Source organism: Shigella flexneri 2a str. 301, from assembly GCF_000006925.2.
In the GTDB taxonomy this organism is placed as follows: domain Bacteria; phylum Pseudomonadota; class Gammaproteobacteria; order Enterobacterales; family Enterobacteriaceae; genus ECMA0423.
In genome coordinates, this window is record NC_004337.2 from 2,690,276 (window position 1) to 2,715,670 (window position 25,395).

Below are 25,395 nucleotides of genomic sequence, written 5' to 3' on the forward strand. Positions count from 1 at the left end.
AATGCAACATTGTTAAATACTCGCTACGTTATACCAGGTGCCATTAATCAGTTTTTGCAGTGGTCGGTAATACACACCGTCAACGTTATCCGCTGAGTTACGGCCGGTATCCGATATCGCCATCCCTGACAGCCCGTGTCCCGAAGGTGCGCAAAATCTCCACGAAACGGTGTTACTGCCGGGGCTGTAATACATTTCATGGCCATACCGTACATCCTGTACCCCCTCTGTTCGATATTTATAGCGGGCATCGAAGTTTCCGTAATTTAACGGAATTACCTGTCCGTTAACAGTGAACACTATGCTGTTATCCGGGTTTCTCTGGCTGAAAAAATGCCAGCCTGAATCATCACCAAGCTCTGCAACAACAGGCCTGGATGGATTACCCCACAAATAAAACGCTGCATTTTTCGTGGAGTTGTTGGCGCTGGATAACGTGAATTTTCTGGCAGTTCCGGCCTGAATATTCTTAAAAGCAATAGCCACTCCATTCTGAAAGCGGATAGACTGGCCCCCTGAATCTCCAGACAACCAGTATCACTTATTTAAGTGATAGTCTTAATACTAGTTTTTAGACTAGTCATTGGAGAACAGATGATTGATGTCTTAGGGCCGGAGAAACGCAGACGGCGTACCACACAGGAAAAGATCGCAATTGTTCAGCAGAGCTTTGAACCGGGGATGACGGTCTCCCTCGTTGCCCGGCAACACGGTGTGGCAGCCAGCCAGCTATTTCTCTGGCGTAAGCAATACCAGGAAGGAAGTCTTACTGCTGTGGCCGCCGGAGAACAGGTTGTTCCTGCCTCTGAACTTGCTGCCGCCATGAAGCAGATTAAAGAACTCCAGCGCCTGCTCGGCAAGAAAACGATGGAAAATGAACTCCTCAAAGAAGCCGTTGAATATGGACGGGCAAAAAAGTGGATAGCGCACGCGCCCTTATTGCCCGGGGATGGGGAGTAAGCTTAGTCAGCCGTTGTCTCCGGGTGTCGCGTGCGCAGTTGCACGTCATTCTCAGACGAACCGATGACTGGATGGATGGCCGCCGCAGTCGTCACACTGATGATACGGATGTGCTTCTCCGTATACACCATGTTATCGGAGAGCTGCCCACGTATGGTTATCGTCGGGTATGGGCGCTGCTTCGCAGACAGGCAGAACTTGATGGTATGCCTGCGATCAATGCCAAACGTGTTTACCGGCTCATGCGCCAGAATGCGCTGTTGCTTGAGCGAAAACCTGCTGTACCGCCATCGAAACGGGCACATACAGGCAGAGTGGCCGTGAAAGAAAGCAATCAGCGATGGTGCTCTGACGGGTTCGAGTTCTGCTGTGATAACGGAGAGAGACTGCGTGTCACGTTCGCGCTGGACTGCTGTGATCGTGAGGCACTGCACTGGGCGGTGACTACCGGCGGCTTCAACAGTGAAACAGTACAGGATGTCATGCTGGGAGCGGTGGAACGCCGCTTCGGCAACGATCTTCCGTCGTCTCCAGTGGAGTGGCTGACGGATAATGGTTCATGCTACCGGGCTAATGAAACACGCCAGTTCGCCCGGATGTTGGGACTTGAACCGAAGAACACGGCGGTGCGGAGTCCGGAGAGTAACGGAATAGCAGAGAGCTTCGTGAAAACGATAAAGCGTGACTACATCAGTATCATGCCCAAACCAGACGGGTTAACGGCAGCAAAGAACCTTGCAGAGGCGTTCGAGCATTATAACGAATGGCATCCGCATAGTGCGCTGGGTTATCGCTCGCCACGGGAATATCTGCGGCAGCGGGCTTGTAATGGGTTAAGTGATAACAGATGTCTGGAAATATAGGGGCAAATCCACAGCGGAATACACGCTGACTATTAGCATAAACATCCAGAATACCGTCTCCATTCTGTTTAAATCCGGTGTCATTATCACCAAGAACAATTGAATTCCCCCCCAGGGCGTTCTGAACGCCGATACCCAGCGCACCATTGACCTGCGAACCACCGCCAACAGACACTTTATGCGACATGGATATTTCACCCGTCCGCAAATTAATGGTGAACGGGCGCAGGGGACCAATATCGCCATTTTCCCCCTGACCTTCACTGGTGGGAATAAGGTGCAGGCACTCTTCCGAACGACGAAAAATCAGGCCAAAAGCTTCGTTGAAAATCCTCAGCGCATTAACACCACGGATTTTCAGCTCTCCGGTTATTTTATCGCCTTCCCGATGAACATAGCGTTGATCTGACTGCTCTTTACTGTAAACCTGAAGATTATCCCGTGCCGTCCCTTTATTCTGAAGGTCTGACAGATTGTTCTTCTGCCGCAGGAATATCCTTTTCGGATCCTCAAGAAGATTTACCCAGCCCGCACTGTCGGAGCCTTCAGGATCGGTCAGGTTATCGTCCGTGGTATTCAGCCAGACCGCTGTTGTTGCGACTCCGGCGAGAATGGCTCCTTTTGCATATCCACCAATGGCCCCCGCAAAACCGGCATTATACGTGTACAAACCGCCAGCCTGGGCGAACCGTATTGCTGCGGTAATATCGTACATCAGACCGTTAAAATCCTTGCCGTGTGGCGGTATACCTCCCGCTGAGACCGCTGTCATGGTCACCGGAGGAAAACCTGAATCATACGCAGCATTACCGCTCTCTCTGGTCTGCTGTGTCGCCTTGTCCGGGATACGGTTTTTATCTCCGGTACTCGCAAAGGGGACCGCCAGCTGGCGGGGTTTATCACTGGCCTTCATTACGGGACTCCTTTAAAACTACTGAAACATAAACACCCGGCGGGGATGGCAGTGCACCCGACGACTGGATAATCGCCAGTTCTGCCAACGAGAGCGCGGACTCAAAGACGTAACTCATCCTCAGCCCGCCATTATTCAGAACATAAGCCCGGCGTTTTTTTCCGAACATAAATCTCAGCATCAGGTTAATATCCGGAACGGAACAGTCAGTAATGTTCGACATGGCTTTCATCAGTATCAGCCGCCGGTATACAGCATCAGACAGGTCAACAGTCCGGGTATCCGATTTTCCGTTGTAAAACGGTGCCTGATTAAACGGACAGGGATCATCCATTACCGGGGTGTCCATCCTGGACTCGCTGAAGCCCAGGTAATTAAAATCGTCCTTTACCGTCAGCCAGCGACTGACACCCACAATCTTTCCCCAGACATCAAGACCATACTTTTCTGCGGTATCGATGTTCCAGATAAGACCATAAAAATCACTGATAAAACTGTCGGGGGAAAGCGCTGCGTTAAAGCTGTTAATGAGGGCATTGAGTCGGGGGCTGGCAGCATACTGCGCAAGCACAGTGGCAGCCACATTCTGCACGTTATGCCTCCTGGAGTTTCACACTGATATCCGACACATCCAGAACCGGAATCTCATCTATCCCGAAAGTGACAGCCGTTGTCCATGACGAACCATCACGGCTCACAGTAAGGCCCAGAATATCAATATGTTCCGGATCGGTTTTGTAAATGCCGGCATAGTAGCGCCCGGCAGAGACAACAGAGGCAACTCTTGCCCGCAGACCACCATCTGTACCATTAAATGCGTCCAGCACGGATTGCTGTACCTGTCGGGTAATATCTGAAGGCAGGTAGTCACTTTTTTTCAGCGTCACACTGACATGCAGACTGACGGGTTTGAGTGTCTGCCAGCTGATCACGTATTCAGGATACGGCGGATCGTACTCCTTATCTGCAACAGTGAACGTTGTGTTGCCATTCATATCAATACCCGGCGGAGCCTTACGCCAGATGGCCGCCGCGATATCTGCCGGGCTGCCGCCGTACACGCCAACATAAAGCGAACCGGGTGTTAATGGATACTGACTCCGGCTTTTTGTTCTGTTTTTTTCGGATTATGGGTGACGTAAACATCCACCACGTTTTCTACCGTGGAGAGTATTTCACCCCGGATGGCTTCCAGAATATTCCGGGCATTACGGGCAACTGAATTACGTCGGCGGTTTTCAAAGTCCGCACGGGTTTCCTCATCGCTGCCCGGCACACCGGCACGGGCGTTTGAGGTAGCCTGAGTTTAACGGACACTCCTTCCTGAAATAGAATGGCATCAGAAGGAGCTAATAATGAGCAGAAAAACCCAACGTTACTCTAAAGAGTTCAAAGCCGAAGCTGTCAGAACGGTTCTTGAAAATCAACTTTCGATCAGTGAAGGCGCTTCCCGATTATCTCTTCCTGAAGGCACTTTAGGACAATGGGTTACCGCCGCCAGAAAAGGGCTCGGTACTCCTGGTTCCCGCACGCTGGCTGAACTGGAATCTGAAATTCTGCAACTGCGTAAGGCGTTAAATGAAGCTCGCCTTGAGCGAGATATATTAAAAAAAGCAACAGCGTATTTTGCACAGGAGTCACTGAAAAATACGCGTTAATCGAACAATGGCGACAACAATTTCCCATTGAAGTGATGTGTCAGGTATTTGGTGTATCCAGGAGCGGTTATTACAACTGGGTACAGCATGAACCCTCAGACAGAAAACAAAGTGATGAGCGGCTAAAACTGGAGATTAAGGTGGCACATATCCGCACTCGCGAAACATATGGAACCCGGCGGCTCCAGACGGAGCTGGCAGAGAATGGCATCATCGTTGGTCGTGACCGACTGGCACGTCTTCGTAAGGAGCTGAGGCTACGCTGTAAGCAGAAACGCAAGTTCAGAGCGACTACGAACCCGAACCACAATCTGCCAGTTGCGCCAAATCTGCTGAACCACACGTTCGCTCCTACAGCACCAAATCAGGTCTGGGTGGCGGACCTGACGTATGTTGCCACACAGGAGGGATGGTTGTACCTCGCTGGCATCAAAGATGTTTATACGTGCGAAATTGTCGGCTACGCCATGGGAGAGCGCATGACAAAAGAGCTGACAGGTAAAGCCCTGTTTATGGCGCTCAGGAGCCAGCGCCCACCTGCCGGGCTAATCCACCACTCTGATCGAGGTTCACAGTACTGCGCATACGATTACCGGGTCATACAGGAGCAGTCTGGTCTGAAAACATCAATGTCGCGTAAAGGTAACTGTTACGACAACGCTCCGATGGAAAGCTTCTGGGGAACGCTGAAAAATGAGAGCCTGAGCCACTATCGTTTTAATAACCGGGATGAAGCCATCTCAGTAATACGGGAATACATTGAGATTTTCTACAATCGTCAGCGTCGTCACTCTCGTCTGGGGAATATCTCCCCGGCAGCCTTCAGGGAAAAACATCATCAGATGGCTGCTTAAAAAAAGAACAAATGGTAGTGTCCGCTATTGCCAGTACACCTCATTTTACAGCCCCGTCCGGGCTGTATGTTTTCACCAGCTTATCCAGTGATCGTTTTGAAAATGGCTGCATTGGATCACGTGGCTGCAAAAATACATAATCCCTGTTGCACTCAGGAACTGAATCACGCCAGGCTTTCTGCTCGTCGATAATCCGCCGGATCTCAGGCGTTATCGGCAGGCGGAAAGCCTTTTGTGTTTTCATAGCCCCTCGCATGCCGATAACCCCTTCCGGATAAACAATTTCACCAGCCTCCTCGTAAACGTAGTCCCAGCGCAGGTTATGGACATTAATCGGACGAACACCAGTGATGATCATGAAGCGAACAGCATTCTTCTGGTGTACAGAGGTGCAGGCAGCAACATTGAGCCAGAGTCGGGCGATTGATTCAATATCGGTAAAAAGCCGTGTGGGGGTAGGTTTCTGTACGCGGGAGGAAACATAATCATCTGGCAGACTGGCGGCAACATTGCGGCCGTTGCAAAGAGTAGGTGCGCAGAACTTCCAGAACCGACGGAGCTCGGCAAACAACTCCAGGGCGTTATTGTTCGAGCGAGTGGCGATCCACTCGTCCAGCACTTCCACCAGCCGATTGTATGTTACGTCGCTGAACACCTCACGCTCGCCGAACGTTACTTTAATCCGGTCGATACGCACCCCGTAGGTTGTGAAACTGTCCGGGCTCAGCTTCTGCCGGGCTACTTTGGCTTTGGGTCATCCCGGTACATTTCCAGCGCTGCATGTACGGACTCTGCCCGCAGTCCACCGTCAGCCATACCTAGTGCTTTTTCGCGCGCCAGCTGGATAACGAGCTCCGGCCACTCGCCGAGCTTTTTACCTTTGAGGCCCATCTTTTTTGGAAACTCGGCGTAAAATGTAACCTTACCGGCTTTGCTGAAATCGATACGGAGATAGTTCTCTTTTTCGTATTTGGAACAGCGAGCCACGCCGGAAGCAGCGAGGATGATTTTGGCGGCAGCAACACAGATTTTCATGTGTGCGCTGGTATAGGGGGGTTTACAGGCGTCCCATTTTTCAGATGCGGCTAAAACATCGTCATTATTGGGGCTATCCGGATTATGTGTTACAGTGCGCGGCATTCTCAATCCTTATCTGCGTAGGCGCAGAAAACAAGCTCACACATACAAGTCTTTTCTACGGGACAAAATGCAATGTGTTGCGGTTTTGTGTTGCTGGACTGAGTTTATCAAGGTTAAATACACTGGATCAACATACAGTAAGTTAATGACAGTAAAGCATACAAACTCGATACAACTTACTGATTTTAAAATGATTTAACGGTAATCCATTGAAATGTCTTTACTAATTACTAAACGCTGTATTAATTGTGATATGTGTGAACCCGAATGCCCGAATGAGGCGATTTCAATGGGAGATCATATCTACGAAATTAACAGCGATAAGTGTACCGAATGCGTAGGGCACTACGAGACACCAACCTGCCAGAAGGTGTGCCCGATCCCCAATACTATTGTGAAAGATCCGGCGCATGTCGAGACAGAAGAACAGTTGTGGGATAAATTTGTGCTGATGCACCACGCGGATAAAATTTAATATTCTACTCTGGAAGTAGAGTATTAATTATATTACTGGGAAGCCTTAACGCCATTATATTTATTTAATTGATGACATTAGCATAATCATTCACTAAGTTAATTTATATAGTATCTGCCAAGACACTTATTTATAGTTATTAAAGGCGCGTCCGATTGGTTCACCGGACGCACCTTAAGTACGTTTCCTTGTGTTATAAGAACAGAAGGATCAGCTGTAAAACAGCAATGATGATTTTGATGACCCGTTTAATCAGGTATCGGCAATCAGTCATTCGTTTTTCCTTAAACAAGGAATGCAGCCATTCAGATTAGCCCTTACATCTCCCCAAAACTGAACGTGCGAGTTATTGAGGGTGCATGCTGCACTCCACACCAGAGCTTTGACGACACCACTCGTTTCAATGGGGGAATTCTGTGGCATGGTGTAAAGCACAGCAAAATCTTCAATAACGAAGCCAATTTTAATGTACTTACGAATTGGCGGTCACGTTAATCTTTCCATCAATATTGCTTTCTTCGTAAAGGCTCGAGTTTTTATGCTAAAGATTGCAAGTTGCTTGTAAAAGATAAGTACACTGATCCATAATCGCTGTTGTTGAGGGTGCATGCTGCACAAAATTAAAGTTAAAAAGTAAAACCCCCGTTCCTTACCCGTTCGGGGGTTTTACTTTTTAAAGAGAACGGTATTATTTTAACTTTCAATAATTACCGTGGCACAAGCATAGTGGCGTTCATCTGCCAGCGTTACATGCATATTTACAACGCCGAGCTTTTCCGCCAGTTTTAATGCCTCACCCCATAGCCGTAGCCGTGGTTTGCCGAGCTCATCATTGAATACTTCAAATTGATTAAACGCCAGACCATTGCGGATCCCGGTGCCAAACGCTTTTGCTGCGGCTTCTTTCACAGCAAAACGCTTCGCCAGAAAACGCACCGGCTGGTGGTGCGTTTTCCAGATTGCCCATTCGTTATCGCTTAATACGCGGCGTGCCAGGCGCTCACCGGATCGGGCGATCACTGCTTCTATGCGAGCGATCTCTACGATATCCGTGCCTAAACCTAATATTGCCATTAGCCACGCGCTTCCAGCATCAGACGCTTCATTTCTGCCACCGCATCTTTCAGTCCGGTCATCACTGCACGGCCAATAATGGCATGACCGATATTCAGTTCATGCATCTCAGGGATGGCGGCAATGGCTTTCACGTTGTGATAGGTCAGACCGTGTCCGGCGTTAACTTTCAGACCGAGACTAGCGGCAAAGGTCGCGGCTTTGGCGATACGCACCAGCTCTTGCGCCTGTTCGGCGTCAGTTTTGGCATCAGCATAGCAACCGGTGTGGATCTCGATAAACGGTGCGCCAACCTCTGCCGCAGCTTTGATCTGCTCTTCATCGGCGTCGATAAACAGAGAAACCTGAATCCCGGCATCTGCCAGACGTTTGCAGGCATCGCGTATTTTTTCACGCTGCCCTGCAACGTCCAGGCCGCCTTCGGTTGTTACTTCCTGACGCTTTTCCGGTACCAAGCAGCAAAAATGTGGCTTCGTCTCAACGGCGATCGCCAGCATCTCTTCGGTCACTGCCATCTCCAGATTCATTCGGGTATCCAGCGTCTGCCGCAGGATGCGCACATCGCGGTCAGTAATGTGGCGGCGATCTTCACGTAAATGCACGGTAATGCCGTCCGCTCCCGCCTGCTCGGCAATAAACGCCGCCTGCACCGGATCCGGGTAAGCAGTACCGCGTGCGTTACGCAGCGTTGCAATATGGTCAATGTTGACGCCTAACAGTAATTCAGCCATGACAATCCTCATCATTCATAATGTGTTTTCACCGTTCGCTTAGGCATAAACTGCCGGAACAGTTCCCTGCTCTTTAATGGTTTACCGCCAAGATACGGCTTAAGCGCCATTCGGGTAAAGCGTTTCGCGGCGCGTAGTGTGTCTGCGTCAGGAAATTCCCGCGCGTTTAACGCTTTTAACTGCCTTCCGGTGAACGTTTTATTGTCGATAACGACGCTTGCGATAAACCCTTTTTCTTCGCGATAACGATACGTCATGGTGCCATCTACCGGCTCGCCGCTACCCGCGCAATGGGTAAAATTGACGCCATAGCCCAGATGCCCGAGTAGTGCCAGTTCAAAGCGACGCAGCGCGGGTTCTGGCGTACCAGTGTCACCTGCAAGAGACTGAATGCAGTGCAAGTAATCGAAAAAGAGTTCAGAGAAGCGCGTCTCGTATTCCAGTACGCGGGAGAGAAGTTCGTTGATGTACAGACCGCTGTAAAGCGTGATACCGCTTAATGGCAGCGCCAGTGAGACAGCTTCAGCACTGCGCAGCGTTTTGACTTCGCCACGCCCGCCAAAACGTAGCAAGAGAGGGGTGAAAGGCTGTAATGCACCTTTCAGAGTAGAGCGTTTAGAGCGTGCGCCTTTGGCAACCAGACGCACGCGACCCGATTCCTCTGTGAAGACGTCCAGCATCAGGCTGGTTTCGCTCCACGGGCGACTATGCAGGACAAATGCGCGCTGCCAGCCTTCCATCGGAGTGACTCTTAAAGATCGTCAACATAACCGAGACTGCGCAGTGCGCGTTCGTCGTCGGCCCAACCCGATTTCACTTTTACCCACAGTTCAAGGTGGACAGGCGCTTCGAACATTTCCTGCATGTCTTTACGCGCTTCAATCCCGATGGTTTTGATCTTGGCCCCTTTGTTGCCAATAACCATCTTCTTCTGCCCTTCACGCTCAACGAGAATCAAACCGTTGATGTCACAACCGCCGCGTTCGTTAGAGACGAAACGTTCGATCTCCACGGTCACGGAGTACGGCAGTTCAGCGCCAAGGAAACGCATCAGTTTTTCGCGGATGATTTCAGACGCCATAAAACGCTGTGAGCGATCGGTGATGTAATCTTCCGGGAAGTGATGAGTCGCTTCAGGCAGATGCTTACGCACGATTGCCGCAATAGTGTCAACATTCAGCCCGGTTTCGGCAGAGATTGGCACGATATCGAGGAAGTTCATCTGGCTTGCCAGGAACTGCAGGTGCGGCAGCAGATCGGCTTTCTCCTGCACGTTGTCCACTTTGTTCACCGCGAGGATTACCGGCGCTTTGCCTTCGCGCAGTTTGTTGAGCACCATTTCGTCGTCCGGCGTCCAGCGGGTGCCTTCAACGACAAAAATCACCAGCTCAACATCGCCAATAGAGCTGCTCGCCGCTTTGTTCATCAGGCGGTTAATGGCGCGTTTTTCTTCCATATGCAGGCCCGGTGTATCGACGTAGATCGCCTGATACGCGCCTTCAGTATGGATCCCCACAATGCGGTGACGAGTTGTCTGCGCCTTGCGGGAGGTGATGGAGATTTTCTGCCCCAGCAGTTTGTTCAACAATGTGGATTTGCCAACGTTCGGACGTCCGACGATGGCAATAAATCCGCAGTAACTTTTATCGATGCTCATTCCAGCTCCAGTTTTTTCAACGCCTGTTCGGCGGCAGCCTGCTCAGCCTTACGACGGCTTGAACCTGTGCCAACCACCGGTTCACTCAGGCCGCTGACCTGGCAGTGGATAGTAAATTCCTGATCGTGCGCTTCGCCACGTACCTGGACTACCAGATAAGTCGGCAGCGGCAGATGGCGACCCTGCAAATATTCTTGCAAGCGCGTTTTCGGATCTTTTTGTTTATCGCCTGGGCTAATTTCGTCCAGACGAGTTTGATACCAGTTAAGGATTAATTTCTCGACGGTTTGAATATCACTGTCGAGGAATACGCCACCAATTAATGCTTCGACGGTGTCGGCGAGAATTGACTCACGACGAAATCCACCGCTTTTAAGTTCACCTGGCCCTAAACGTAAGCACTCGCCTAACTCAAATTCGCGCGCCAGTTCCGCCAGCGTATTGCCACGGACCAGCGTGGCGCGCATCCGGCTCATATCGCCTTCATCCACACGAGGGAAACGGTGATAAAGCGCATTGGCGATAACGTAGCTCAGAATAGAGTCGCCTAAAAATTCTAAACGCTCGTTATGTTTGCTGCTGGCACTACGATGAGTTAATGCCTGCTGCAACAGTTCCTGATGATTAAAAGTGTAGCCCAGCTTCCGTTGAAGCCGATTAATTACGATGGGGTTCATGCGATACCAATAAATAAATGCGTCAACAATTCAGCACACGAAACAGACCTGATATACATGGCTCTGCTAACTGCTTCGCTGCAGTTTCAGTTTAGCGGTATATGGGGACCAACGCTGTTTCGTGTGCCGTGGCAACCTGAAGGTGCCAACCTTAAACTTCGGGGGAATATTCTATACACAACGACGGGGGATGTCGTTAGCCACGGGAGATTTATCTCATAAATAATTCACGTTGTCGCCATAACGGCGACAACGTGAACGAAGATGGCTATTAATGGATGCCGCCAATGCGACTTAAGCGCACACCAGTCGGCCATTCGCCTTCTTGCTTATCGAAGCTCATCCAGATAGCCGTGGCCCGACCGACCAGATTCGCTTCAGGCACAAAGCCCCAGTAACGGCTGTCCGCGCTGTTGTCGCGGTTGTCGCCCATCATGAAGTATTGTCCCGGCGGAACAATCCAGGTTGCCAGTTGTTGCCCTGGCTGCTGGTAATACATCCCCACCTGGTCCTGCGCAATCGGCACTGTCAGAATTCGGTGCGTCACATCACCCAGTGTCTCTTTACGCTCGGAAAGACGAATTCCATTTTCTTTGGTTTCGTTTTTCGGCACTTCAAAGAATCCGCTGGTCGCTTCCCCACCATTACGGCGTGAGAAGGTCTGAACGAAATCGCTCGGTTCCACGTTTGAGTAGGTGACCGGCAGCGCGTTTTCACACGCCTGGCCGGAACTGCATCCCGGTTGAATCGTCAGCTCTTTTGAGACCGGATCGTAAGTGACTTTATCGCCCGGTAAACCCACCGCGCGCTTGATGTAATCAAGCTTTGGATCTTCCGGATATTTAAAGACCACGATATCGCCGCGTTTCGGATGACCGGTTTCGATCAGCGTTTTCTGGTAGATAGGATCTTTAATGCCATAAGCAAACTTCTCTACCAGAATAAAATCACCGATTAACAGAGTCGGCATCATCGAACCTGACGGGATCTGGAACGGTTCATAAATAAACGAACGTACAATCAATACGATAGCCAGCACCGGAAAAACAGAAGCTCCGGTTTCCAGCCAGCCAGGCTTCGGTGCAACCTTTTTCAACGTTGCTTTATCCAGTGAGTCACCGGCAGCCGCCTGCGCCGCTGCCTGACGTTCCCGCCGTTTAGGTGCGAAAAAGAATTTATCCACGCACCATAAAATGCCCGTCACCAGTGTGGCAATCACCAGAATCAGGGCAAACATATTCGCCATGCCAACTCCTAAGGGTTATTTGTTGTCTTTGCCGACGTGCAGAATGGCGAGGAACGCTTCCTGCGGCAGCTCAACGTTACCGATCTGCTTCATGCGTTTCTTACCTTCTTTCTGCTTCTGCAGCAGCTTTTTCTTACGGCTGATATCGCCGCCATAACATTTAGCCAGTACGTTTTTACGCAGCTGTTTCACGGTGGATCGCGCAATAATGTGCGTACCAATCGCTGCCTGAATGGCGATATCAAACTGCTGGCGTGGGATCAGATCTTTCATCTTCTCCACCAACTCGCGACCGCGGTTTTGCGAATTATCACGGTGGGTGATCAACGCCAGCGCATCAACACGTTCACCGTTGATTAATACGTCTACACGTACCATGTCGGACGCCTGGAAGCGTTTGAAGTTGTAATCCAGAGACGCATAACCACGCGAGGTAGATTTCAGGCGATCGAAGAAGTCGAGCACCACTTCCGCCATCGGGATCTCGTACGTCAGCGCCACCTGATTACCGTGGTAAACCATATTGGTCTGCACGCCGCGTTTTTCTACGCACAGCGTAATAACGTTGCCGAGATATGCCTGCGGCAGCAGCATGTGACACTCTGCAATCGGCTCGCGCAGTTCGTAAATGTTATTTACCGCAGGCAGCTTGGATGGGCTGTCGACGTAGATAACTTCCCTTGACGTGGTTTCAACTTCATACACTACGGTCGGCGCAGTGGTGATCAGATCCAGATCGTATTCACGTTCCAGACGCTCCTGGATGATCTCCATGTGCAGCAGGCCAAGGAAGCCGCAGCGGAAACCAAAGCCCAGCGCGCTGGAGCTTTCCGGCTCATAGAACAGTGAGGCATCGTTCAGGCTGAGTTTACCCAGCGCGTCACGGAAGGCTTCATAGTCGTCGGAACTTACCGGGAACAGACCGGCGTATACCTGCGGTTTGACTTTCTTAAAGCCAGGCAGCGCCTTTTCTGCCGGATTACGCGCCAGCGTTAAGGTATCGCCGACTGGAGCGCCGTGGATATCTTTAATCGCACATACGAGCCAGCCTACTTCGCCACATTTCAGTTCAGTGCGGTCAACCTGTTTCGGCGTGAAGATGCCCAGACGGTCGGCGTTATAGGTCTGCCCGGTACTCATGACTTTCACTTTGTCGCCCTTACGCAGGGTGCCGTTTTTAATACGGATAAGTGAAACAACGCCCAGGTAGTTGTCGAACCAGGAGTCGATAATTAGTGCCTGCAACGGGCCTTCCGGATCGCCTTCCGGCGGCGGAATGTCGCGCACCAGACGTTCGAGAACGTCCTGCACGCCAACGCCGGTTTTCGCTGAACAGCGCACTGCATCGGTGGCGTCGATGCCGACGATATCTTCAATTTCTTCCGCCACGCGTTCAGGATCGGCTGCCGGCAGGTCAATCTTGTTCAGTACCGGCACCACTTCGAGATCCATTTCCATGGCGGTGTAGCAGTTTGCCAGGGTTTGCGCTTCTACGCCCTGCCCGGCGTCGACCACCAGCAATGCACCTTCACAGGCAGCCAGCGAACGGGAAACTTCATAGGAGAAGTCTACGTGGCCCGGGGTGTCGATAAAGTTAAGCTGATAGGTTTCGCCGTCAGACGCTTTGTAGTCCAGCGTCACGCTTTGCGCTTTGATGGTAATGCCACGCTCACGCTCAAGATCCATGGAATCGAGAACCTGCGCCTCCATTTCACGGTCAGACAGGCCACCGCAGATCTGGATAATACGGTCAGACAGCGTCGATTTACCGTGGTCAATGTGAGCTATGATCGAAAAGTTACGTATATTCTTCATAAAGTATGATTATTGTGCCTTAATGCCCGGTTAACCAGGCTTTTAGAAGTCGCTGTTCTGAGCTTAACGTCTGTATTAATAGAAACGCCGCATTCTACACTACAACATTGAGGCGAGGAAATGTTCATACCGTATGGATTGTGGTATCTGGAAACGTCCTCGCATTTGTTATGCAAAATGCAACAAAGCCAGTGAAATCACTGGCTCGCGTCTTCCGAAGATGTTTCAAATCGCACAAGGCCAGGCGGCAATGCCACGCTTAAGATGATCGGTTGCCATTCTGCCCGGGCAGCAAACTTACGCGAGTAGCCGCGCGCAATCAGGAACCCGCCAATACCGCCGAGGACCGCACCACATAATGCTGCGACGTCAGAAGCAAAGAGTAGCTGAAATAGCGAAGCGATGAGGAATAATCCCACCAGCGGCGACATATAAACCAGTAATGCGGAGCTAAGCAGGCTGCCTTCGGCGATCCCCAACTCCACTTTTTGCCCCGGCACTAACGGCTCATCACAGGGTACGACAATGGTATGCGTGGTTTGCGGGCCAAGTTTATTCAACACGCGGCTACCGCAACCGGCGCGTGAAGCGCAGCTGCTGCATGAAGCTTTAACATCACAACTGACCAGCGCCTGCCCGTTTTGCCAGGAGACGACGGTAGCCCACTCTTTGATCATTGCGCTGCCCCGAACTTAATATTCTCGGCAATGCGTTTCGCCGTTTGCGGCGGCAGTTCACCGACAATGGTGATTTCGGCGTTATCACGTACGCTTGTACTGACGGTTCTGCGTCCGGTGCGCAACATCTGATCGGTGCTCGATGGCGTAGCGCGGTTAACGTTTACCGAGAAGCTGAATAATCCGTCGGAATAGAGACGTGATTCGATAGGCATGTTGTCCATCGTCGGTAGCGGACGTCGACTACTGGAAACTTCGCTAAAACCCTGTGGCAACCAGGTTGGCGTCCAGCTGAATTTAGCTTTTTCACCTACAGGAACAGAAAGCAACGGCGGCAAATTTGCCTTCGCCAGCGTCTGCATACTGCTGCTGATATCCTGATTGACGTTAAAAGCAATCACGCGAAATTGTTCCAGCGTTTCACCATCGCGATCAAGGAGATCAACCCGCATCGGTAATTTCGATTCGGTGTCCATCCACACGATGTAGCTGTAGCGTGTACCATCTCGGGCAACCACGCGAATGACTTCGCAAAGACGATCAGCAATACGCGTGCGCCCGACGGAGATAAAGTCGTAGTAAGGAGAAAGGCGTTTGAAATCGGTATAGATAAGCGATGGCAGAGAATCAACAATGTAATCGCCATTAAGCGTGAACGGTTCAAGTCCCGGTTCAAAATAGCTGATTTCATTGCCGCGCTGTACCACTTCCCGGCGCGGGCCATCCATTTGCAACAATTGTGCAAGAGGACGGTTATCGAGGCGTGCATGTCGATAACGCAGAGACTCAACACCCTGTTTATTGATGCTGATGAATGACAGCTCGTAATTCAGTGACTGACTGGCCAGGTTCATCTGCTGTAATAACGCCCCGGACGCGGGAGTGGCCGAGGCGTTAGCAGAGAATAACAGGCTACCTGTCACTAATGACATGGCAAACCAAAGTTGCTTCATTACTGCGATTGCGTTCCTAAAGTTTGAATTCCTGGCACCTGTACAGCGGCTTGCTGGGTTTGCGCCTGCTCAAACTGAAGCTGTTCAGAGTGGAGTCGGCGTTGCAGTTCGTAATCCTGCAACATTGCATTAATGCGACGACGCTGCTCCTGTACCTGCTGCTGTTGACCATTGTTTGCGGTCGCTTCAGAAGGTACTCCCAGGCTTACCGGGCTGGCTTTACCCATCATCGGCAGTGTATTAAATACCGGCGTTTCGGGCTGCTGGGACGTTTCAGATTGTCCATTATAGTGCTGGACGCCAACGATAACTGCAAGCGATACGCATGCGGCTACGCCCATTTGGGTAAGCTGTGCCGCCCACGGACGTACTTTCTGCCAGAATGGCATTTTCTGCCATTGATGCGGCGCAGGCTGGGCTTCCGGGATCAATGTCGCCGATTGACGTACTGGCTCTTCTTCAATGGCGGCCATCACGCGTGAAGAGATATCGAAATGGAGCACCTCGGGAGTATCACCCCGCATTGAATCACGGATTAAGTGATAGCTTTCCCAGGTTTTCTGCATTTCTGGGTTATGAGCCAGTTCGTTAAGCAGCTCACTATCCAGCGTTTCGCCATCCATTAAAGCGGAAAGTTGTTCTTTCTGCATGCCTAATACCCTTATCCAGTATCCCGCTATCGTCAACGCCTGATAAGCGGTTGAACTTTGTTATCAATAGCTTCCCTCGCTCGGAAGATACGTGAACGCACCGTACCTACCGGACAATCCATGATAGCGGCTATCTCTTCATAGCTCAGGCCATCCAGCTCCCGCAAGGTTATTGCCATGCGCAAATCTTCCGGGAGGGACTCAATAGTTCGGAAAACTATCTGTCTCAGTTCTTCTGACAACATTAAGTTCTCAGGGTTCGAAATTTCTTTCAACGCGCCGCCACTTTCGAAGTTTTCAGCTTCAATGGCATCCACATCACTGGAAGGTGGACGACGCCCCTGAGCAACCAGGTAATTTTTCGCTGTATTTACAGCAATCCGATACAGCCATGTATAAAAAGCGCTATCTCCCCGGAACGAATCCAGCGCACGATAGGCTTTAATAAAAGCTTCTTGTACCACATCGGGAACATCACCCGACGGCACATAGCGGGAAACCAGACTCGCCACTTTATGCTGATAGCGCACTACCAGTAAGTTAAAGGCTTTCTGATCTCCCTTCTGGACCCGTTCAACCAGGACCTGGTCCGTTAACTGCTCGCTCATCCGAGGTAAAGTCTCCCCAAACCAAATTTCCACGCGCTATCGAAACGCCACTCCATTAGCTGCAATTTGAGCAAGCAAAGGGTTAGAGTGTCTCGTTTTTGTAAAGTTCCGTAACGCATCTGTTTTTGTTTGTCATGCTGTAGACGGATCATTATCTATCATTATAAGTCTACAGAATCTGAACATCGCATTATCTGTGTAGAAATGCCCATTTAACTGCCTGAAGAGTAACCCAACGGCCTTTTTATTTCACCACCTAATCCTCCACCAGCCAGTAACTTCTCTTTTTCTCGCCGCCCTGCGTCAACGTGTTTAGCCACTGTAACAAATATTAAAATAGCAGGTGTTTATTCGCACAACATGATGCTATGCTGACCAAACAATGTTTAGTAAATTAAACAAAGAAAATGAATACTCTCCCTGAACATTCATGTGACGTGTTGATTATTGGTAGCGGCGCAGCCGGACTTTCACTGGCGCTACGCCTGGCTGACCAGCATCAGGTCATCGTTCTAAGTAAAGGCCCGGTAACGGAAGGTTCAACATTTTATGCCCAGGGCGGTATTGCCGCCGTGTTTGATGAAACTGACAGCATTGACTCGCATGTGGAAGACACATTGATTGCCGGGGCTGGTATTTGCGATCACCATGCAGTTGAATTTGTCGCCAGCAATGCTCGTTCCTGTGTGCCATGGTTAATTGACCAGGGGGTTTTGTTTGATACCCACGTTCAACCGAATGGCGAAGAAAGCTACCATCTGACCCGTGAAGGTGGACATAGTCACCGTCGTATTCTTCATGCCGCCGACGCCACCGGTAGAGAAGTACAATCCACGCTGGTGAGCAAGGCGCAGAACCATCCGAATATTCGTGTGCTGGAGCGCAGCAACGCAGTTGATCTGATTGTCTCTGACAAAATTGGCCTGCCGGGCACGCGACGGGTTGTAGGCGCGTGGGTATGGAACCGAAATAAAGAAACGGTGGAAACCTGCCACGCAAAAGCAGTGGTACTGGCAACCGGCGGTGCGTCGAAGGTGTATCAGTACACCACCAATCCGGATATTTCTTCTGGCGATGGCATTGCTATGGCGTGGCGCGCGGGCTGTCGGGTTGCCAATCTCGAATTTAATCAGTTCCACCCTACCGCACTGTATCACCCACAGGCACGCAATTTCCTGTTAACGGAAGCACTGCGCGGCGAAGGCGCTTATCTCAAGCGCCCGGATGGCACGCGTTTTATGCCCGATTTTGATGAGCGCGGCGAACTGGCCCCGCGCGATATTGTCGCCCGCGCCATTGACCATGAAATGAAACGCCTCGGCGCAGATTGTATGTTCCTCGACATCAGCCATAAGCCCGCCGATTTTATTCGCCAGCATTTCCCGATGATTTATGAAAAATTGCTCGGGCTGGGGATTGATCTCACACAAGAACCGGTACCGATTGTGCCTGCTGCACACTATACCTGAGGTGGTGTAATGGTTGATGATCATGGGCGTACGGACGTCGAGGGCTTGTATGCCATTGGCGAGGTGAGTTATACCGGCTTACACGGCGCTAACCGCATGGCCTCGAATTCATTGCTGGAGTGTCTGGTCTATGGCTGGTCGGCGGCAGAAGATATCACCAGACGTATGCCTTATGCCCACGGCGTCAGTACGTTACCGCCGTGGGATGAAAGCCGCGTTGAGAACCCTGACGAACGGGTAGTAATTCAGCATAACTGGCACGAGCTACGGCTGTTTATGTGGGATTACGTTGGCATTGTGCGCACAACGAAGCGCCTGGAACGCGCCCTGCGGCGGATAACCATGCTCCAACAAGAAATAGACGAATATTACGCCCATTTCCGCGTCTCAAATAATTTGCTGGAGCTGCGTAATCTGGTACAGGTTGCCGAGTTGATTGTTCGCTGCGCGATGATGCGCAAAGAAAGCCGGGGGCTGCATTTTACGCTGGATTACCCGGAACTGCTCACGCATTCCGGTCCATCGATCCTTTCCCCCGGCAATCATTACATAAACAGATAAAAAGCCTGGGTCAGCGCCGTATACGCTTCGGAATAGTTCTGGTCTGGCCCACGAATGACTAAGCGATCGCTAAAGCATTCTCCCGCCTGCGGGGAGAATGCCAGCAGCACCCGATGCGGCAGTCGCGCTTCGTTTTCCGCCACATCCGTCCGCAAACGTAAATGCCAGCCCATGCTTAATGCCAGTTCAGTAAAACCATTACCAATCTGCTCTGGCAGCACCACGCAGAAAAATCCCTCTTCGGTAATGCACTCCGCCGCACAGGTCAGCAGCGATGGGTGATCAAGCGTAGTGGTATAGCGAGCCTGTTCCCGTTGAGGTGTCGCGCACTCTACTCCCTGCTGATAGTAAGGTGGGTTACTGATGATTAAATCGAAGCGTACTGTCTGCTGTGTGATCCACTGCTGAATATCCGCCGTATGGACGTTAATCCGCTCTGCCCACGGGGACTGGTTGATATTTTCCTGCGCCTGCGCGGCAGCTTCACTTTCCAGCTCAACGGCATCAATTATCACGCTGTCACTGGTTCGCTGCGCCAGCATCAGTGCCAGCAACCCGCTACCCGCGCCGATATCAAGGCAACGTTTCACCCCAGCCACCGGTGCCCATGCGCCCAGCAAAATGCCATCCGTTCCCACTTTCATCGCACAGCGATCGTGAGCAACAAAAAACTGTTTAAAAGTAAATCCATTACGACGAAGCACGGATGTAGACTGTGACATGAAAATAAAACCTTGCAGGAAAAACGGCGATAGCACCGGGTGAGAACAATACCCGAGAAGCGATATCCATACAAACAGATGAAGATTGCAGCCGTAACGTCTATAATCAGCGCCCCACACAGAGGTAGAACATGACTGTAACGACTTTTTCCGAACTTGAACTCGACGAAAGCCTGCTGGAAGCCCTCCAGGATAAAGGTTTCACTCGCCCGACCGCCATTCAGGCTGCCGCCATTCCGCCTGCGCTCGATGGCCGTGATGTACTCGGTTCTGCGCCGACAGGCACCGGTAAAACGGCGGCGTATCTGCTGCCAGCGTTGCAGCACCTGCTCGATTTCCCACGTAAGAAATCCGGTCCGCCGCGTATTTTGATCCTCACCCCAACTCGCGAGCTGGCGATGCAGGTGGCCGATCATGCCCGCGAACTGGCGAAACATACGCATCTGGATATCGCCACCATCACCGGCGGCGTAGCCTATATGAACCACGCGGAAGTGTTCAGCGAAAATCAGGACATCGTGGTCGCCACGACCGGACGTCTGCTGCAATACATAAAAGAAGAGAACTTCGATTGCCGCGCGGTTGAAACGCTGATCCTCGACGAAGCAGACCGTATGCTGGATATGGGCTTCGCTCAGGATATCGAACATATTGCTGGCGAAACTCGCTGGCGTAAACAGACCCTGCTCTTTTCGGCAACGCTGGAAGGCGATGCGATTCAGGACTTTGCCGAGCGTCTGCTGGAAGATCCGGTGGAAGTTTCTGCCAATCCGTCCACCCGTGAGCGCAAAAAAATTCATCAGTGGTATTACCGCGCCGATGACCTGGAACATAAAACCGCATTGCTGGTGCACCTGTTAAAACAGCCTGAAGCGACTCGCTCAATCGTGTTTGTGCGTAAGCGTGAACGTGTGCATGAGCTGGCAAACTGGCTGCGCGAAGCGGGCATCAACAACTGCTATCTCGAAGGTGAGATGGTACAAGGCAAGCGTAACGAAGCAATTAAACGCCTGACCGAAGGCCGCGTAAACGTACTGGTTGCCACCGATGTTGCCGCGCGCGGTATCGACATTCCTGACGTCAGCCACGTCTTTAACTTCGATATGCCGCGCAGTGGCGATACTTATTTGCATCGTATCGGACGTACCGCGCGCGCCGGTCGTAAAGGCACCGCAATTTCGCTGGTGGAAGCCCATGACCATTTGCTGCTGGGCAAGGTTGGCCGTTACATTGAAGAGCCGATTAAAGCTCGCGTTATTGATGAGTTACGCCCGAAAACGCGTGCGCCAAGCGAGAAGCAGACCGGCAAGCCATCGAAGAAAGTACTGGCAAAACGCGCCGAGAAGAAAAAAGCTAAAGAGAAAGAGAAGCCGCGGGTGAAAAAACGCCATCGCGACACCAAAAATATTGGTAAGCGCCGTAAACCGAGCGGAACGGGCGTGCCACCGCAAACGACAGAAGAGTAATCTCAATGCCGGGTTTAAGCCCGGCATTGTTTTTTTACGCAACCACAAAACACTCTTCAACACACTGAATAAAAATGTGCATCGCCGGGCTAACCGCTTTTCCAGCATAATGTGCGCACATTGCCGTAATGGTCTGCGACTGTTCGCCAAAAGGCAATTCAATTAATTCTCCGCTCTCAATCTCTTTTTCCACCGCAAAGTGGGGCAAGTAACTGACACCGATATTCGCCGCGACACAACGCTTGATGCTTTCGATACTTATAAGCTCAATGGTGTTTTCCACCGTGATCCGCCGCTGTCGCAGCGTGCTCTCAAATATCTGCCGGAAGACACATTGCGGTTCGTTGATAATAAAGCTACAGGCGTTATGTCTTCCCGGCTCAGTAAAATCGACATCTGCAATTTGTGGTGAAGCCACCAGCACCAGCGATTGTTCACCCAACTCTCGTCGGTTCAGGGCATCATCATTCCCTACGCGATAAAAGACGCCGACATCGGCCTCATCATTCAGTAGCGCATCACGGATCACGTAACAGTTCAGCGCCTGCAACGATAAACGCACTTTTGGTGCGCGTTGCCGAAAACGCTGCAACACCTGCGGCATTCGGTAAGAGAGCAACGTTTCGCCCGAAACAACGCGTAGTTCCCCGTCCGGATCTGACTCCTTTTTGGCAGCCTCACGAAGCGTATCCATCACTCGGGTAAGTTCATAAATGTGCGGCAGCAACTTTTTTCCTTCGCGGGTAAGGCACATCCGTCGGCCAATTTTCTCAAATAACTGGACTGAAAACTCCTGCTCAAGCTGCTGAATATGAAAAGTCACCGTCGATTGTGTACAGCACAATTTTTGCGAAGCTCGCAAAAAGGAACCCTCTTCCACCACGGTTTTAAGCGTAATAAAACGGCGCAGATCCATAACCCCAAACCTATCGAAAATATCGAATTTAGAATATAAAAACATTCATTTTTTTAAATGTTCCGTGTCGGGTACTGTCTACCAAAACAGAGGAGATAACAAGTGACACCGATCCTTTTAAGTGCTTTTTGGACTTACACCCTGATTACCGCTATGACGCCAGGACCGAACAATATTCTCGCCCTTAGCTCTGCTACGTCGCATGGATTTCGTCAAAGTACCCGCGTGCTGGCAGGGATGAGTCTGGGATTTTTGATTGTGATGTTACTGTGTGCGGGCATTTCATTTTCACTGGCAGTGATTGACCCGGCAGCGGTACACCTTTTGAGTTGGGCGGGGGCGGCATATATTGTCTGGCTGGCGTGGAAAATCGCCACCAGCCCAACAAAGGAAGACGGACTTCAGGCAAAACCAATCAGCTTTTGGGCCAGCTTTGCTTTGCAGTTTGTGAACGTCAAAATCATTTTGTACGGTGTTACGGCACTGTCGACGTTTGTTCTGCCGCAAACACAGGCGCTAAGCTGGGTAGTTGGCGTCAGCGTTTTGCTGGCGATGATTGGGACGTTTGGCAATGTGTGCTGGGCGCTGGCGGGGCATCTGTTTCAGCGATTGTTTCGCCAGTATGGTCGCCAGTTAAATATCGTGCTTGCCCTGTTGCTGGTCTATTGCGCGGTACGCATTTTCTATTAACGAAAAAAAGCGGAAGAGGTCGCCCTCTTCCGCTTAGTAACTTGCTACTTAAGCCTTACAGGCTTTCAGTAAAGGTACGAGCGATAACGTCGCGCTGCTGTTCCGGAGTCAGAGAGTTAAAGCGAACTGCATAACCGGATACACGGATGGTCAGCTGCGGATATTTTTCCGGATGCTTAACTGCATCTTCCAGAGTTTCACGACGCAGAACGTTAACGTTCAGGTGTTGACCACCTTCAACGCGAACTTCTGGTTTCACTTCTACTGGAACTTCACGGTATTCAATGTCACCCAGTTTGCTTACTGCAACCACTTCATCTTCTGCATAACCTGCTTTTGCAACGATGCAACGTGCTTCGCCTTTTTCGCTGTCCAGCAGCCAGAAAGAGTTCAGCAGATCGGCGTTAGCGGCTTTAGTAATCTGGATACCTGTAATCATGTGATGCCTCCCCGGCAAAATTATTTGATTTGTTCAGCCTGTCGCGGCCAATTGGTAAAACCATTGTTGCTTGAGTGTATATATACTCCTCAACCACCCTTGATTCTTTGATTTAAATCAACAAAAACCACACATCGATTGTGGTCGTAAATGGATTTTATTGTTTTACATCAACTTATGCGGGTGTGAAATTTTACCAATTTACATTTTTTTGCACTCGTTTAAGTCTAAAAAATGAGCATGATTTTGTTCTGTAGAAAGAAGCAGTTAAGCTAGGCGGATTGAAGATTCGCAGGAGAGCAAGATGGCTAACGAATTAACCTGGCATGACGTGCTGGCTGAAGAGAAGCAACAACCTTATTTTCTTAATACCCTTCAGACCGTCGCCAGCGAGCGGCAGTCCGGCGTCACTATCTATCCACCACAAAAAGATGTCTTTAACGCGTTCCGCTTTACCGAGTTGGGTGACGTTAAAGTGGTGATTCTCGGCCAGGATCCTTATCACGGACCGGGACAGGCGCATGGTCTGGCATTTTCCGTTCGTCCCGGCATTGCCATTCCTCCGTCATTATTGAATATGTATAAAGAGCTGGAAAATACTATTCCGGGCTTCACCCGCCCTAATCATGGCTATCTCGAAAGCTGGGCGCGTCAGGGCGTTCTGCTGCTCAATACTGTGTTGACGGTTCGCGCAGGTCAGGCGCATTCCCACGCCAGCCTCGGTTGGGAGACGTTTACTGATAAAGTCATCAGCCTGATTAACCAGCACCGCGAAGGCGTGGTGTTTTTGTTGTGGGGATCACATGCGCAAAAGAAAGGGGCGATTATAGATAAGCAACGCCATCATGTACTGTAAGCACCGCATCCGTCGCCGCTTTCGGCGCATAGTGGATTCATTGAGCTGCAACCATTTGTGCTGGCAAATCAGTGGCTGGAACAACGTGGCGAGACGCCGATTGACTGGATGCCAGTATTACCGGCAGAGTGTGAGTAAATTTGCGGGGAAATGCCGGATGGCAGAGTTGCCACCCGGCTGATTTATCAGGCTTTATTCTGACGCCACCATTCACCAAGCAAAACGCCGGTTGCGACAGAGATATTCAGCCCGGCAACGTTGCCCGTACCGTCAATCTTCACGCGCAGATCGTTCGGATCGCGTGCGGCATCCGGTAACCCTTCATATTCCTGACCCAGCACCAGTACCATTTTCGCTGGCAGACTGGTTTTGAACAGCGGTGTACCCTGCTCGCTGGAAGTGTTTACTACGGAGTAACCTGCCTGACGGAAATCATGCAACACGTTAACAATGTTGTGGCCAGTAATCGGCTGAACGTGCTCTGCGCCGCCTTCTGCGGTACGGATAGCCGCCCCCGACTCCAGCAGTGCCGCATCCTGCACCACGACACCTTTCACGCCGAAGTGCGCGCAGCTGCGCATCATGCCACCCAGGTTATGCGGGTTAGATTCGTTTTCCAGTGCCAGAACGCAATCCTGCGCGCCTGCCTGGATTACCCACTGCTGCACGGTTGTACCGTTACGCTTTTTGATCAGGAAGCAAACGCCGCCGTGATGTTCCGTACCTGACGCTTTTGTCAATTCCGCTTCATCCACCACATGGTACGCTTTGCGGTTTGCTGCCATCCAGCGCAAGGCTTCTTTAAAACGCGGCGTTACACTCTGGATAAACCAGGCGCGAACAATCGCTTCCGGACGGCTCTGGAACAGTGCCTGACAGGCGTTTTCGCCGTAGACGCGGGTTTCTTCCGCACGCTGACGACGCAACACTTCCGGATCAATAAAACTTTTACCACTGATGCCACCGTGATCGGCCTTTTCCGGCGTCTCATCACCCGGCGCGCGGGAAACCGTGCGCCACGGCGAATCTTCCCACTTGCGGTCACGGGGCTGACTCTGTTTGTCATCGCGGGCGGGGCGACGGCCACCATCAGCACGAGATTTTGCTGGACGCCCGCCCCCTTTCCCGGTACGCGGGTTGTGGGTACGTTTATCAGAATCATCATCACTGCGGACATACATCACTTTGACCTTGCCGCTTTTACCTTTCATTTCATCGTTCATGCTTTTCTCCACCAGCGCTGCGCGAAGCGCGCAGATTACCCGAAGTCCGCGCGGTTCGCCATGATTTCGTAGCAAAGCCTGCGACTATCATACCTATTGAAT

General features: G+C 51.1%; 26 protein-coding genes, 3 pseudogenes and 4 other annotated features (1 of these 33 running past the window's edge). Of the genes and pseudogenes, 9 read left to right on the forward strand and 20 right to left on the reverse strand.

Going from position 1 to position 25,395, the window contains the following annotated elements; all coding sequences use genetic code 11:
* Nucleotides 1-6,632 (forward strand) — a sequence feature (ipaH island V) (it extends 4,890 nt beyond the left edge of the window).
* The gene (locus SF2614) at nt 13-531 is read right to left on the reverse strand and encodes a bacteriophage protein (protein ID NP_708404.1); all 519 of its coding nucleotides are present in this window, start codon (nt 529-531) and stop codon (nt 13-15) included. It overlaps the preceding feature by 519 nt.
* Nucleotides 504-1,834 (forward strand) — a mobile genetic element. Its footprint overlaps the gene before it by 28 nt.
* Between SF2614 and SF2615 the strand changes: the two genes are divergently transcribed.
* The gene (locus SF2615) at nt 550-960 is read left to right on the forward strand and encodes an IS2 repressor TnpA (protein NP_708405.3); all 411 of its coding nucleotides are present in this window, start codon (nt 550-552) and stop codon (nt 958-960) included. (Overlaps the previous feature by 411 nt.)
* Nucleotides 918-1,823 (forward strand): IS2 transposase TnpB, encoded by a 906-nt coding sequence (locus SF2616; RefSeq protein ID NP_708406.1) that lies wholly within the window; start codon nt 918-920, stop codon nt 1,821-1,823. The genes SF2615 and SF2616 overlap by 43 nt, the downstream gene beginning before the upstream one ends.
* On the opposite strand, the gene SF2617 is transcribed toward SF2616, so the two are convergent.
* The 3 genes from SF2617 to SF2619 all read right to left on the reverse strand — a co-directional run bounded on the left by SF2617 (nt 1,657) and on the right by SF2619 (nt 3,797).
* Nucleotides 1,657-2,736 (reverse strand): tail fiber protein, encoded by a 1,080-nt coding sequence (locus tag SF2617; RefSeq protein NP_708407.1) that lies wholly within the window; start codon nt 2,734-2,736, stop codon nt 1,657-1,659. The two genes, SF2616 and SF2617, sit on opposite strands and share 167 nt — an antisense overlap.
* Nucleotides 2,723-3,328 (reverse strand): bacteriophage protein, encoded by a 606-nt coding sequence (locus tag SF2618; RefSeq protein NP_708408.1) that lies wholly within the window; start codon nt 3,326-3,328, stop codon nt 2,723-2,725. The genes SF2617 and SF2618 overlap by 14 nt, the downstream gene beginning before the upstream one ends.
* Nucleotides 3,330-3,797, reverse strand: a complete 468-nt coding sequence (locus SF2619) for a bacteriophage protein (protein ID NP_708409.1) — start codon at nt 3,795-3,797, stop codon at nt 3,330-3,332.
* Nucleotides 4,028-5,291: a mobile genetic element, on the forward strand.
* Between SF2619 and SF2620 the strand changes: the two genes are divergently transcribed.
* Nucleotides 4,092-4,394: an insertion sequence element IS600 transposase gene (locus SF2620; protein ID NP_708410.1), complete on the forward strand. Its 303-nt coding sequence runs from the start codon at nt 4,092-4,094 to the stop codon at nt 4,392-4,394. Its footprint overlaps the feature before it by 303 nt.
* Complete coding sequence (locus SF2621) at nt 4,535-5,248, forward strand: insertion sequence element IS600 integrase core domain-containing protein (protein ID NP_708411.1); 714 nt, start codon at nt 4,535-4,537, stop codon at nt 5,246-5,248.
* Here SF2621 and SF2622 read toward each other — a convergent pair.
* Nucleotides 5,289-6,388: pseudogene (locus SF2622) on the reverse strand.
* On the opposite strand from SF2622, the gene yfhL reads away from it, so the two are divergent.
* On the forward strand, nt 6,603-6,863 hold the full coding sequence (gene yfhL, locus SF2624) for a hypothetical protein (protein ID NP_708414.1): 261 nt from the start codon (nt 6,603-6,605) through the stop codon (nt 6,861-6,863).
* Nucleotides 6,864-7,556: 693 nt before the next feature.
* On the opposite strand, the gene acpS is transcribed toward yfhL, so the two are convergent.
* The 11 genes from acpS to rpoE all read right to left on the reverse strand — a co-directional run bounded on the left by acpS (nt 7,557) and on the right by rpoE (nt 16,951).
* The gene (gene acpS / locus SF2625) at nt 7,557-7,937 is read right to left on the reverse strand and encodes a 4'-phosphopantetheinyl transferase (protein NP_708415.1); all 381 of its coding nucleotides are present in this window, start codon (nt 7,935-7,937) and stop codon (nt 7,557-7,559) included.
* The gene (pdxJ, locus tag SF2626; protein ID NP_708416.2) at nt 7,937-8,668 is read right to left on the reverse strand and encodes a pyridoxine 5'-phosphate synthase; all 732 of its coding nucleotides are present in this window, start codon (nt 8,666-8,668) and stop codon (nt 7,937-7,939) included. The genes acpS and pdxJ overlap by 1 nt, the downstream gene beginning before the upstream one ends.
* Before the next feature lie 11 nt (nt 8,669-8,679).
* A complete protein-coding gene (recO, locus tag SF2627; protein ID NP_708417.1) occupies nt 8,680-9,408 on the reverse strand; it encodes a DNA repair protein RecO in 729 nt (242 codons plus the stop codon).
* 11 nt (nt 9,409-9,419) lie between these two features.
* Entirely contained in the window at nt 9,420-10,325 is a 906-nt protein-coding gene (era, locus tag SF2628; protein NP_708418.1) for a GTPase Era, read from the reverse strand.
* Nucleotides 10,322-11,002, reverse strand: coding sequence for a ribonuclease III (gene rnc / locus SF2629; RefSeq protein ID NP_708419.1), 681 nt, complete (start codon nt 11,000-11,002; stop codon nt 10,322-10,324). The genes era and rnc overlap by 4 nt, the downstream gene beginning before the upstream one ends.
* A 271-nt stretch (nt 11,003-11,273) precedes the next feature.
* Nucleotides 11,274-12,248 carry a signal peptidase I gene (gene lepB, locus SF2630; RefSeq protein ID NP_708420.1) on the reverse strand — a complete coding sequence of 325 codons (975 nt, stop codon included), beginning with the start codon at nt 12,246-12,248 and terminating at the stop codon, nt 11,274-11,276.
* 15 nt (nt 12,249-12,263) lie between these two features.
* Nucleotides 12,264-14,063 carry a GTP-binding protein LepA gene (lepA, locus tag SF2631; RefSeq protein ID NP_708421.1) on the reverse strand — a complete coding sequence of 600 codons (1,800 nt, stop codon included), beginning with the start codon at nt 14,061-14,063 and terminating at the stop codon, nt 12,264-12,266.
* 197 nt (nt 14,064-14,260) lie between these two features.
* On the reverse strand, nt 14,261-14,740 hold the full coding sequence (gene rseC / locus SF2632; protein ID NP_708422.1) for a SoxR reducing system protein RseC: 480 nt from the start codon (nt 14,738-14,740) through the stop codon (nt 14,261-14,263).
* The gene (gene rseB / locus SF2633) at nt 14,737-15,693 is read right to left on the reverse strand and encodes an anti-sigma E factor (protein NP_708423.1); all 957 of its coding nucleotides are present in this window, start codon (nt 15,691-15,693) and stop codon (nt 14,737-14,739) included. The genes rseC and rseB overlap by 4 nt, the downstream gene beginning before the upstream one ends.
* Complete coding sequence (rseA, locus tag SF2634; RefSeq protein NP_708424.2) at nt 15,693-16,343, reverse strand: anti-RNA polymerase sigma factor SigE; 651 nt, start codon at nt 16,341-16,343, stop codon at nt 15,693-15,695. Before rseA ends, rseB begins: the two co-directional genes overlap by 1 nt.
* A gap of 32 nt (nt 16,344-16,375) precedes the next feature.
* Entirely contained in the window at nt 16,376-16,951 is a 576-nt protein-coding gene (rpoE, locus tag SF2635) for an RNA polymerase sigma factor RpoE (protein NP_708425.2), read from the reverse strand.
* 407 nt (nt 16,952-17,358) lie between these two features.
* Nucleotides 17,359-18,981 (forward strand) — a sequence feature ('Similar to Escherichia coli K12 quinolinate synthetase, B protein gi: 1788928 (541 aa). BLAST with identity of 97% in 541 aa. This CDS contains an in-frame stop codon. The sequence has been checked and is believed to be correct.').
* Here rpoE and nadB point away from each other — a divergent pair.
* A pseudogene (gene nadB / locus SF2636) lies at nt 17,359-18,981 on the forward strand. (Overlaps the previous feature by 1,623 nt.)
* Here nadB and yfiC read toward each other — a convergent pair.
* Nucleotides 18,966-19,823 carry a hypothetical protein gene (yfiC, locus tag SF2637; protein NP_708426.1) on the reverse strand — a complete coding sequence of 286 codons (858 nt, stop codon included), beginning with the start codon at nt 19,821-19,823 and terminating at the stop codon, nt 18,966-18,968. The pseudogene nadB and the gene yfiC overlap by 16 nt on opposite strands.
* Before the next feature lie 11 nt (nt 19,824-19,834).
* Here yfiC and srmB point away from each other — a divergent pair, with 11 nt between their 5' ends.
* Nucleotides 19,835-21,169, forward strand: coding sequence for an ATP-dependent RNA helicase SrmB (gene srmB, locus SF2638; RefSeq protein NP_708427.1), 1,335 nt, complete (start codon nt 19,835-19,837; stop codon nt 21,167-21,169).
* 34 nt (nt 21,170-21,203) lie between these two features.
* On the opposite strand, the gene yfiE is transcribed toward srmB, so the two are convergent.
* On the reverse strand, nt 21,204-22,130 hold the full coding sequence (yfiE, locus tag SF2639) for a LysR family transcriptional regulator (RefSeq protein NP_708428.1): 927 nt from the start codon (nt 22,128-22,130) through the stop codon (nt 21,204-21,206).
* A gap of 57 nt (nt 22,131-22,187) precedes the next feature.
* Between yfiE and yfiK the strand changes: the two genes are divergently transcribed.
* Nucleotides 22,188-22,775 (forward strand): cysteine/O-acetylserine exporter, encoded by a 588-nt coding sequence (yfiK, locus tag SF2640; protein NP_708429.1) that lies wholly within the window; start codon nt 22,188-22,190, stop codon nt 22,773-22,775.
* Nucleotides 22,776-22,830: 55 nt separating this feature from the next.
* On the opposite strand, the gene yfiD is transcribed toward yfiK, so the two are convergent.
* Nucleotides 22,831-23,214, reverse strand: coding sequence for an autonomous glycyl radical cofactor GrcA (yfiD, locus tag SF2641; RefSeq protein NP_708430.2), 384 nt, complete (start codon nt 23,212-23,214; stop codon nt 22,831-22,833).
* A 304-nt stretch (nt 23,215-23,518) separates the two neighbouring features.
* On the opposite strand from yfiD, the pseudogene SF2642 reads away from it, so the two are divergent.
* A pseudogene (locus SF2642) lies at nt 23,519-24,208 on the forward strand.
* A 47-nt stretch (nt 24,209-24,255) separates the two neighbouring features.
* Here SF2642 and yfiF read toward each other — a convergent pair.
* A complete protein-coding gene (gene yfiF, locus SF2643) occupies nt 24,256-25,293 on the reverse strand; it encodes a methyltransferase (RefSeq protein NP_708432.2) in 1,038 nt (345 codons plus the stop codon).
* Nucleotides 25,294-25,395 lie beyond the last annotated feature (102 nt).

Bases quoted from the DNA above. Each gene is read 5' to 3' on its own strand.
- SF2617 (NP_708407.1), bottom strand. From the start codon at position 2,736: ATGAAGGCCAGTGATAAACCCCGCCAGCTGGCGGTCCCCTTTGCGAGT.
- SF2620 (NP_708410.1), top strand. From the start codon at position 4,092: ATGAGCAGAAAAACCCAACGTTACTCTAAAGAGTTCAAAGCCGAAGCT.
- yfhL (NP_708414.1), top strand. From the start codon at position 6,603: ATGTCTTTACTAATTACTAAACGCTGTATTAATTGTGATATGTGTGAA.
- acpS (NP_708415.1), bottom strand. From the start codon at position 7,937: ATGGCAATATTAGGTTTAGGCACGGATATCGTAGAGATCGCTCGCATA.
- pdxJ (NP_708416.2), bottom strand. From the start codon at position 8,668: ATGGCTGAATTACTGTTAGGCGTCAACATTGACCATATTGCAACGCTG.
- recO (NP_708417.1), bottom strand. From the start codon at position 9,408: ATGGAAGGCTGGCAGCGCGCATTTGTCCTGCATAGTCGCCCGTGGAGC.
- era (NP_708418.1), bottom strand. From the start codon at position 10,325: ATGAGCATCGATAAAAGTTACTGCGGATTTATTGCCATCGTCGGACGT.
- rnc (NP_708419.1), bottom strand. From the start codon at position 11,002: ATGAACCCCATCGTAATTAATCGGCTTCAACGGAAGCTGGGCTACACT.
- lepB (NP_708420.1), bottom strand. From the start codon at position 12,248: ATGGCGAATATGTTTGCCCTGATTCTGGTGATTGCCACACTGGTGACG.
- lepA (NP_708421.1), bottom strand. From the start codon at position 14,063: ATGAAGAATATACGTAACTTTTCGATCATAGCTCACATTGACCACGGT.
- rseC (NP_708422.1), bottom strand. From the start codon at position 14,740: ATGATCAAAGAGTGGGCTACCGTCGTCTCCTGGCAAAACGGGCAGGCG.
- rseB (NP_708423.1), bottom strand. From the start codon at position 15,693: ATGAAGCAACTTTGGTTTGCCATGTCATTAGTGACAGGTAGCCTGTTA.
- rseA (NP_708424.2), bottom strand. From the start codon at position 16,343: ATGCAGAAAGAACAACTTTCCGCTTTAATGGATGGCGAAACGCTGGAT.
- rpoE (NP_708425.2), bottom strand. From the start codon at position 16,951: ATGAGCGAGCAGTTAACGGACCAGGTCCTGGTTGAACGGGTCCAGAAG.
- srmB (NP_708427.1), top strand. From the start codon at position 19,835: ATGACTGTAACGACTTTTTCCGAACTTGAACTCGACGAAAGCCTGCTG.
- yfiE (NP_708428.1), bottom strand. From the start codon at position 22,130: ATGTTTTTATATTCTAAATTCGATATTTTCGATAGGTTTGGGGTTATG.
- yfiD (NP_708430.2), bottom strand. From the start codon at position 23,214: ATGATTACAGGTATCCAGATTACTAAAGCCGCTAACGCCGATCTGCTG.
- yfiF (NP_708432.2), bottom strand. From the start codon at position 25,293: ATGAACGATGAAATGAAAGGTAAAAGCGGCAAGGTCAAAGTGATGTAT.